Source organism: Pseudomonas sp. P1_A1 (assembly GCF_056406935.1).
On sequence record NZ_JBFTZE010000040.1, the window covers coordinates 1 to 3,471 of the forward strand.

The 3,471-nt window shown below is 44.6% G+C and carries 5 protein-coding genes; 1 reads left to right on the plus strand and 4 read right to left on the minus strand.

Annotated elements, in window-relative coordinates; genetic code table 11:
- From AC1D2Q_RS29445 to AC1D2Q_RS29460, 4 genes are all read right to left on the minus strand, one after another.
- A partial coding sequence (locus tag AC1D2Q_RS29445; RefSeq protein ID WP_477815531.1) for a hypothetical protein occupies positions 1 to 840 on the minus strand: 840 nt, incomplete at its 3' end.
- 118 nt (positions 841 to 958) lie between these two features.
- Positions 959 to 1,708, minus strand: coding sequence for a hypothetical protein (locus AC1D2Q_RS29450; RefSeq protein WP_477815532.1), 750 nt, complete (start codon positions 1,706 to 1,708; stop codon positions 959 to 961).
- Complete coding sequence (locus tag AC1D2Q_RS29455) at positions 1,705 to 1,944, minus strand: hypothetical protein (protein WP_477815533.1); 240 nt, start codon at positions 1,942 to 1,944, stop codon at positions 1,705 to 1,707. Before AC1D2Q_RS29455 ends, AC1D2Q_RS29450 begins: the two co-directional genes overlap by 4 nt.
- A gap of 493 nt (positions 1,945 to 2,437) precedes the next feature.
- Positions 2,438 to 2,623 (minus strand): hypothetical protein, encoded by a 186-nt coding sequence (locus AC1D2Q_RS29460; protein WP_477815534.1) that lies wholly within the window; start codon positions 2,621 to 2,623, stop codon positions 2,438 to 2,440.
- A 332-nt stretch (positions 2,624 to 2,955) separates the two neighbouring features.
- Here AC1D2Q_RS29460 and AC1D2Q_RS29465 point away from each other — a divergent pair.
- The coding region (locus tag AC1D2Q_RS29465; RefSeq protein WP_477815535.1) for a transposase family protein at positions 2,956 to 3,471 on the plus strand (516 nt) is incomplete at its 3' end.

A 3,471-nucleotide genomic window follows, 5' to 3' on the forward strand; every position in this document is an offset into this window, starting at 1 on the left:
CTCAACATACAACCCGCACTCCTTTAAGAATCTCTCAATCTCGTCCTCAGTGAAGTCGGGAAACATATCAAAATCAACTTTCCAATCGCCGAATATTCTAATTTGATTCCATGAGTGGTGGTCCATGCCGTGCGCTATAAGGAAGAATTTCAAGGGATCGGTAAATACCGAAGATGGAAGAACCAAATACCCAAGTCCCTCGTTAACTGCTAAATTGACAAACTCCCCGTACTCACCATCTGGGACAACTACAAAGGCGATATCATCCTCATCAAATGAGACATCTTTGTTTATTCTCCACTCCTTCTCCCAGCGCATATCATAATTTTTCCCGTAAGCCTCCAGTGCAAATGGTTCATTAAAAACCAATCGGCGAATTGAACCCTCATCCTCTTCATTCACATACCTTACAGGTATCATCCCCAGGGATTGAAGAAAATCATGATAAAACACTAACCCATACTCTGAACTTCGCGCCTTAAAATGCAGGTGGACTTCTTCTTGTTTGCAGTGAGCAAAGCTAACAGATTTTATTTCTTTAGGAAGATCCTCTTCCCTCTTGAATTTATTGGCATAAAATCCTTTCGGACTTGCATTAAGCCTCCTGTTCCTCAATAGACTCAAGAACCTTTTTTTTGCTGAAAGCCCGGCTATATCTCTAAATACTCGAGCTGAGCCCGGCCCTTTTTCATACCTGCATGACGGATCACTGATCACATGCAAAAACAACTCAACCTTATAGTTTTCGTATCGCTCAATAATCCCTTCGAAGGTTTCAATCTTGAGATCAAAAAGATGTTTTTCTACAAAAGATATTCTGCCATTATCAACTGTAATCATAGTTCCCTCCAAGTGCAGAAGAAGTAATGAGATCGGGGACAGACCACGATTAATTTAGCGTCTGCATATTCATTTAAGCAAGGAATTGGTGATCTGCCCCGAATTATCTCGCAGCCACTTATGACCGATATGACAAGTAGGTCAAAAAGCCTATAAAAGCCAATATCAATTTCAGTGTTGCTGCTAATGACTCCTTTGCCACTTTTCTAAGTGATATCTCAATATCACCATCAGGCTTTACCCCAAGACGCATAAAATCTCGAATAAAATACAACGTCCCTTTTGCTACAAATCTAGAAAACCAACTATCAAACAGAGCCATAGGATACGGGATCAAAAAAGCCATAAAAAACCCAATAAAGGCTGCAAACAACTTAGTTTGAAAAAAATCATACCCCGGAATGACAAGCTGCTGAGCCGCAATTGGATTCTGAACTTCCATCATAGACAACCCTTGATACATTGCAGCTGGAAATATAACCGGCAGATAAGGCTTGATCTTTTCATATAGATCCACCCCATTGCGGCCATTAGATATTGACATAAAAACAAATATCACAACCAAGAAAAAAACCGCATGATCAGTCATAAACCTCTGAAACAAGCCTGCAAAGATCAAAATCCCAAACACGAGCAATAGCGCAATACTGGCGAGATAATTAGCCCACCTATCTACCTCAATAGATTTTACGAACGGCCAAGCTGACTCCATTTTGTCGGACACCCAATAAAGCCACCGGTGTCTCGCTTTGGACTCAAGGTCTTTTTCAACGTTCTTTTTCTCATCAATAAGAACACTCATCACTTTAAGATAGTAAAAAACAACCCAAACGACAGCGCCTGCCACACCCAACATGACAGAATTCATTTATCGTCATCCGGAAAAATAATCCTCTCAAGATTATTTGCGACATTATCCTTGCCCTTCTCTATCTTTCGCCCTGTCCTCACACTCCAAATTGCCAGCAACGCATACAATACAAGATAGACAAACCCAGCCTCAGCCTCAATAAGGCTAGAAAAATACGGCGTAATAAAATATATTAAAATAGCGGCCGTAATGGTTCCTGCAATATGCGACGCCAGCGACAATATCAACCCCACAACACGTCCTCCCTTAAACATTAATATTCGCCAGACCGCGAACTAGATTGAAATTCGTAAAGACCAACCAAGCAGAGGGGGGGGGATACTTTATCAAAGGCAAATAAAGCTTCTCTCAAAAAACATCCCCCCTAGCGGTGATTAAGCTTTACTTATAGATTTACTTCGATTTCGTTTTTCCGCGCCTGCACGTATCCACTCAGGAAGCCCCTTTATGTACTCCTTGCATGAGTTCAAGGGTTTTTTACAGCACGCATCACAGTACTCATCATCATAACGCTCCCCACCAAGTGCGTAATCATCACACTCGGCGCCTCGACATATCAGTATATGGACCTGGCAATTGGGACATTTACATACGTCCCGACGAAAACGATTAGACTCAATGACCTGCGCTTTGACAGTCTCCTTACAGTTCGGGCACATGCCGGGACTCTTATCTTCCTTAGACGTCAGGAATGAGAACATTGAAATCGTTCCTTTTCCAGACGGTTCAGTCCTCGTAACGCTTACGAAGAGTGCCGATTTTCTGGTCACTTCGAGCGTTGGAACCATCTTCGTTGTTGATTTGAACGGAGCCTTCCGGCAAACCAAAAGTCTCCTCAATGGTTTTTTCAATGCTACCCACAGATGCGTCTTTACGGGCATCGCGGTGACGACGTGGTTGTTCCTTGCTCATATAAATCCCGTTCCTTATGGCTAAAAGCCATCAAATTTAAGCGAGTACTGTTTAAATCTGTCGGGGGTAAATGTCAATACACCTAAGCACCGATTGGCATCGCGGAAGCGGCAGGCTCGCGTCCCTTGGTAGATCAACCTGACGGCAGATTGAAACTTCAGTTATGACCTCAGCGGAGGGAAAATAAGGGACAGACTACATTTAAAATAATGGTGATCTGACCCTGAGAAATCTCCGCTTTTTCCTACGAGAAATCAAGAAGTTGGGAATTGTAGAGATCTGCATGGGGCGGCAGCTTGTATTGCACCACACAAAAACAAGATCCCGAACCCATGCAGGCCATCCGATTCTTACACAGCGCGCTCGCCCAAGCACTTCCCTCTGTCCATTCTCGTCGTCTGAAAACATTGATGTGTTGTGTCAGCGCATTACTCCAAGGACGTAGGCTCACTCTGACGGGGCTTGGTCGATTCATGTCAGGTAAGGCCTACCCCAAACACGCCATCAAACGAGTCGATCGGTTGCTGGGTAATCGGCATCTGCAAACCGAGCGCTCACTGTTTTACTGGGTCATGTTGCGAGCCTTGCTGGGGTCGTTGAGACATCCGTTGATCCTGGTCGATTGGTCACCGATCGATGCGGCTGGAGAGTTCTTTTTGTTGCGCGCGGCCATTCCTTTGGCAGGACGTTCGTTCCCCATTTACGAGAGCGTTCATGAGCGCGAGGGTTGTCCGAAATATCAAAAACGGTTGCTGCAAACGTTGGCCGAAATGCTCCCCAAAGACTGCGTTCCGATCCTTGTCGCTGATGCGGGTTTTCGCCGGCCATGGATCAAAGCCGTCGAGGCG

Excerpts from the sequence above, each read along its gene's own strand:
- AC1D2Q_RS29450 (WP_477815532.1), bottom strand. The coding sequence starts at position 1,708 with ATGAATTCTGTCATGTTGGGTGTGGCAGGCGCTGTCGTTTGGGTTGTT.
- AC1D2Q_RS29460 (WP_477815534.1), bottom strand. The coding sequence starts at position 2,623 with ATGAGCAAGGAACAACCACGTCGTCACCGCGATGCCCGTAAAGACGCA.